Annotated in this window: 5 protein-coding genes; 3 read left to right on the top strand and 2 right to left on the bottom strand. The window is 43.3% G+C overall.

Annotated elements, in window-relative coordinates; all coding sequences use genetic code 11:
* Positions 1-131 precede the first annotated feature (131 nt).
* The 3 genes from KAU88_06085 (at position 132) to KAU88_06075 (ending at position 4,313) form a co-directional block, all read left to right on the top strand.
* Entirely contained in the window at positions 132-1,832 is a 1,701-nt protein-coding gene (locus KAU88_06085) for an AIPR family protein (GenBank protein MCK4478077.1), read from the top strand.
* 225 nt (positions 1,833-2,057) lie between these two features.
* The gene (locus KAU88_06080; protein ID MCK4478076.1) at positions 2,058-2,930 is read left to right on the top strand and encodes a site-specific DNA-methyltransferase; all 873 of its coding nucleotides are present in this window, start codon (positions 2,058-2,060) and stop codon (positions 2,928-2,930) included.
* A gap of 15 nt (positions 2,931-2,945) precedes the next feature.
* Positions 2,946-4,313: a hypothetical protein gene (locus tag KAU88_06075; protein ID MCK4478075.1), complete on the top strand. Its 1,368-nt coding sequence runs from the start codon at positions 2,946-2,948 to the stop codon at positions 4,311-4,313.
* Between the two features lie 4 nt (positions 4,314-4,317).
* Here KAU88_06075 and KAU88_06070 read toward each other — a convergent pair whose 3' ends face one another.
* Both KAU88_06070 and KAU88_06065 read right to left on the bottom strand, forming a co-directional pair.
* Positions 4,318-4,929, bottom strand: a complete 612-nt coding sequence (locus KAU88_06070; GenBank protein MCK4478074.1) for a hypothetical protein — start codon at positions 4,927-4,929, stop codon at positions 4,318-4,320.
* A 19-nt stretch (positions 4,930-4,948) separates the two neighbouring features.
* Positions 4,949-5,206 (bottom strand): helix-turn-helix transcriptional regulator, encoded by a 258-nt coding sequence (locus KAU88_06065; protein ID MCK4478073.1) that lies wholly within the window; start codon positions 5,204-5,206, stop codon positions 4,949-4,951.
* Positions 5,207-5,356 lie beyond the last annotated feature (150 nt).

Below are 5,356 nucleotides of genomic sequence, written 5' to 3'. Positions count from 1 at the left end.
CGGGGCGTTTTTCGCATTTACGTTATTTTGAGTAAAACTTCGCATTTGCCAAGTTTTTTTTGGTTTTCCGGCAGGCGACTTCACCGATACAAATAAGAAATAGACATATGGACATCATATGGAGGTAAAAAATGAATCTCCGACAGCAAATAATCCAAGATCATATTGCCAAGACTACCAAGCTGCTAAACGCAGAGGAGAATCTTGCTTTCCTTCGCTTTGCTCATTCATTAATTACAGGGATTAGCGTCCATTCATTTGACCTGGATGATTTTGTTGACGGCGGACAAGATAAACAAATTGACATCATCACAATAGACGAGGCAGGCGATCGCGCAGATGTCTATATACTTCAAGTGAAAAATACAGATAGTTTTTCATCTAACGCCCTGATTCAAATCAGAAATGGGCTTAATTGGGTATTCAACAAAACCAGAAAAGATGTGCTTACACTCAAAAATGTTGAATTCAAAGATAAAATTTTAGAATACAGAGCATTACAATCAAATCTTGGTCCTTCTAATATTCGAATACTTGTCGGTTTCGTTACAAATGGTATCGAATCAAATCTTTCTGATGAGTTTATACAGGAGCGCCAAACGATCATTGACGAGTATGACAATGATACATTCGAAGAATTCAAGTTTGGCACATATGGTGCTGACGAATTAGTTTCCCTATTAAAAGCTCAACAACGTCAGACAAGACGGATAGACGCAGAAATCCGCATGAAATATGATGCAAACAATCCGTCACTCATTAAATACTACGCTCAAGATTTGAAGGGTTTAGTGTGCTCTGTGCCGGCTCAAGAAATAGCTCGTCTCGTAAACGCTGATGCAGCGGGAGCAATTTTCGACTTGAACCTTCGCAGGTTTTTAGGAATTCGTGGTGCTATAAATAAAGATATTTTGTCAACGTGTGTGAGCGCTCAGTCAAGCTATGAGTTTTGGTTCTTAAATAATGGAATCACAGTTGTCTGCGATGAAATGGATCCAGTAACAGACCCAGACAACCCTATTGTCAAGTTAAAAAATATGCAAATCGTGAATGGTTGCCAAACAGCGACGGCGTTGGCACTGGCCCAAAAAGATGATAAATTAACCCCTGATGTGCGAGTTCTCTTGAGAATATATGAGACAGACGATCCCGATCTTATTGGGAAGATAGTTTTAACAACAAACAACCAAAATAAAATTGGTGGTAGGGACTTACGAGCAAATGACGACGCCCAATTAGATATGGAAACCGGTTTTAAAATCTATAATTACTTTTATGAAAGAAAATGTAGGCAATTTGATGAAGAAGAAATTGATACCTCCCGTATTCTGCCAAATGACTTTGTTGCACAATCCTACTTATCGGTTGTTTTGAAAAACCCGGCCGACGGCCGTGCTCGCAAATATAAATTATGGGGAGATCTTTACAATAGGATATTTTCTGGCGATAGGGTTGAACCTTATATAATCGCTTCGCTCATTTCTCGCTTCGTCGCTGAATGGTTGAGAAATAGTGGCAGGAACCGGAGTGACGATGAGTTAGTCCGCTCAACTGCCAAGAGAGGTAGCTTTCATTTGGCCAGGATTGTTTCTTTTCTTTGGAGGAATGGGGATTACTGGAAAAATGATAAGGACTATCTGGCTAACGAAATCGCAGAGATTGAAAAAAGACCGGAGGTTATTGAGCCACTTTGCAAAAATGCATTTGATATCTTAAAGAATCTAATTAGTGAGAACGAATATTACGCACAAGACGTTGACAGGGCATTGAAGTCATATACTCTTAACCAGGAAATTGAAAAAGCGCTTTATGGCAAGAAAAAAGGAGTATAATCACCGCTTTCACGACGACGCCCTGAAAATCGGGCGTGTGTGAAGCGGGCGTTGATTTCAATAAAGCCAAGACAAATTCAATGATAGAGTAGCCAAGCATACCTGAAGTTGGGAACGTCAATTTGTGAATCAGCAAATCGCATTTTTTCAAAGAGTTACTGATTTACCAATGGAGGGCATCCATCTTTTCATAAGGTTTGCTGAGATTGCTATGATAGGCATATTATGACAGTACAAGCCCTTGATAATCAAGAAATCTGGACACCGGTTGAGGTTGTTGGCTCTGGAATTGAAAAGAGTTTAGTGTACTCGACCCCATTGGGTGTCCTTTATGAAGGGGATTGCTTGCAGGTTTTCCCTTATGTCCGTGACGAGACTATTGATACTGTATTTGCTGATCCTCCGTTCAATCTTTCGAAGGAATACGGTTTAAAAGTGAACGATAATCGTCCTGATGAGGATTACATTTCATGGTGCATGGAATGGCTGGATCACTGTATTCGAGTGCTCAAACCGGGCGGTGCTATTTTTGTCTACAGTCTGCCAAAATGGAACATCATCCTTGGAAATCACTTAACCGAATCCGGATTGACCTTTCGGCATTGGATCGCCGTAAACATAAAACTCTCCTTGCCAATCCCTGGGCGACTGTATCCTTCCCACTATAGCCTCCTGTATTTCACCAAGGGAAAACCAAGGATCTTCAGGAGGGTTCGAACGCCAATAGAGGTTTGCCGCCATTGTGGCCGAGAAATCAAAGATTATGGCGGGCATAGGGGTGCTATGAACCCAAATGGTGTGAACCTGACAGATGTCTGGAATGACATAACGCCGGTGAGGCACTGGAAATTCAAGAGCAGGAAGAGATCTGCCAACCAGTTATCCACAAAGCTTCTTGAACGTGTGGTTCAAATGTCTACGCGAGAATGCGATGTTGTGCTTGATCCTTTTGGTGGCAGCGGAACAACGTATGATGTGTGTGAGCGGCTTGGCCGACACTGGATAGGTGTTGAGATCGAAAGCTGCGATGTTATAGTTGAAAGACTTCAGACCGAGGACCTCTGTCCCCACAAGTCTGAAGATTATGTCGAAGTTTGAAACGAGGTTAGACGCGTGACCCTCCCAAATGTTGTTGATGCCCTCTCACAGGATTTAACCCAACAGTTATTCCCTCCTGAACGGCAGCTCGTTCCGTATTTGGATGATGTTTATGAATTGGAACTCGCTTTTTATGAGAACCAGCTTCTTGACGATGAAGAACTCATACGAAATGCAGGATATTTCGCCCGCATAGGTGACACGTACACCCGTCATTTCCTCATGTGCACCGGTGACTCACTGAAGTTACCTGAGCATTCCTCGTCTAGGCTCAAGTCTTTTTTTCAGAAAAACTTGTTCAGAACCGGCTATGCAACCCATGGTCTGTTCCCATACCGTGGTAAATTCCATCCTCAATTGATCAAGGCTCTTATGAACATTATGGGGCTCAAACCGGGTGATACAGTGTTGGACCCCATGATGGGATCTGGTACTGTATTAGTGGAGGCATGTCTGATGGGAATCAGATCAATTGGTGTGGATGCGAGCTCATTCTGCAAGTTTATGGCTCAGACGAAGATTGACGCACTCACCATGTCTTTGTCTCGATCACTCAAGGCGTTCAGTAATTATGAGGAAGTATTTGCCTACTTTCAAAAACAGGTTGGAAAATCGGCTCGTGGAACAAAGATCCGCAGAAACCGAAAATCCAAGGACTTTATGTCGATCATGGAGCCGGCCGCTGAATATGTAATAAAGAAAAAAAGGGGTCAGCTAACAGGTAAAGAGCGAGAGACCTCGGACACTTACAATTTCCTTTTGCTGGCCTACCTGGATAGTGCCGGATATTCAGAAAGAAGCGGCCGAAGGTCTCCCCTGGAGCAGTTCAAAGCCATTCTTGAACGCTACCTTTTTGTTGCAGAAAAGATCCAGAATGTCCTGAAAGGTATGGAGTCGGATCTCGCCCATACGCAAGCCCTGGAAGGCGATGCCAGGTCGCTTCCGATGGAGGATGCAAGTGTTGATGGCATTATTTTCTCTCCGCCATACAGTTTTGCGATAGATTACCTGAAAAACGATTCTTTCCATTTGAATTTCTTAGGTGTGGAAACGGATAAGCTTCGGGAGGATATGATAGGTCTTCGAGGACGTGGGTTGTCCGAGAAGTTTGAGATTTATCAGGAGGATATGGACAAGGTGCTTTCAGAGTGTGCCCGCGTTTTACGTTCAGGTCGTTTATGTACGATTATTGTGGGGACAAATAACAACCAGTTGGGAAAAGCCTTGAAAGTATCTCCCGAAGAAGTACCTGGCCTTCATGAAATACTCGTAGATACTGGCTCAAAGCATAGCTTACAAATGGTCAAAATGATAAGCCGCCCCATTACGGGTATATCCAATACAATGCGGCGTGAATACATTGTGATGCTCCGCCGGAATTGAGCCCTCACTGAAGAGCCCTTCCATCAGTGCCCTTTGGGATCCGCGGTACATCATAACTTGTTGCATCATGCTCAACAACTGTGATACGCAATACCCCCTCTTTGATCGGTATTGAACTCCAAAGCGGCAAGTAAGGCCTAAGTTCTCCAATATTTCCAATACGGTCTGTCAGGTACAGCTTGAGTTTATCGCTTGGAACAACAAGGAACCCACCAATTAAACCACCGACTTGCATAGTTAAAAGCAGCTTGTTAATTGCTCTATGGCTTGAAGATATATTGCCTGTTTCCCATTCAAACCCTATGAATCCCATATTACACTGGAAAAGGGCATCGAGGTCGCCAGGGTTTATGACGCCCTGTTCAAGAGGTGGGAGCTTTTCGGTTAGCCATCCTAATTGCGTGAGTCGTTCAAGGCACGGTTTTTTGATTGGTACCACCCCACTTCCTTGGCCTCGTTTTTTACCACTTTCTGGATAGATTGTGAATTTCCCGGAGCCATGGGGCCAATCAGTTGCATATATTGCTTCTTCCACTTGTTCACAGGCGGTCAGCCATTCCTCAGATTGTGGAAAAGAACCTGCAAATAAAACGTCATGTATTTCAACAATTTTCATGGCTGGACGCTTGTTAGTGTTATCGTTTTTTCCTTGAGCGAGGTTTGGTAACAGCCTGAACATGTTCAACTATTTCGGACGGCTCCACATCTAATGCTTTAGCCAATTTGAAGATGGTCTGGAGCGAAGGGCTTTTTTGTCCGCGCTCAAGCAAACTAATATAGGTACGATGATATCCGCTTTCAAAGCCAAGCTTTTCTTGAGAGAAGCCGCAATTTTGGCGAAGTCGGCGTAAAACCAGACCGAACGAACTTTCCAGTGACCTGTTAAGGGGCATTTTTATATTGTCCTGTTTGGCTAAGTTTTTATTTTGCACAAATGAAGATTATAAATCTACAGACTATAGTCTGAATATCTTAATTTAGCGAAATTAAGGAGGAAAAAGGGGACGGAGTTGGGGGACGGAGTTGGGGACGCCCTTTAGTTT

The sequence above is a fragment of the Candidatus Bathyarchaeota archaeon genome (assembly GCA_023131225.1).
In the GTDB taxonomy this organism is placed as follows: domain Archaea; phylum Thermoproteota; class Bathyarchaeia; order Bathyarchaeales; family SOJC01; genus JAGLZW01.
The sequence above is the reverse complement of the archived record's forward strand: the minus strand, read 5'-3'. Positions and strand labels throughout refer to the sequence as shown.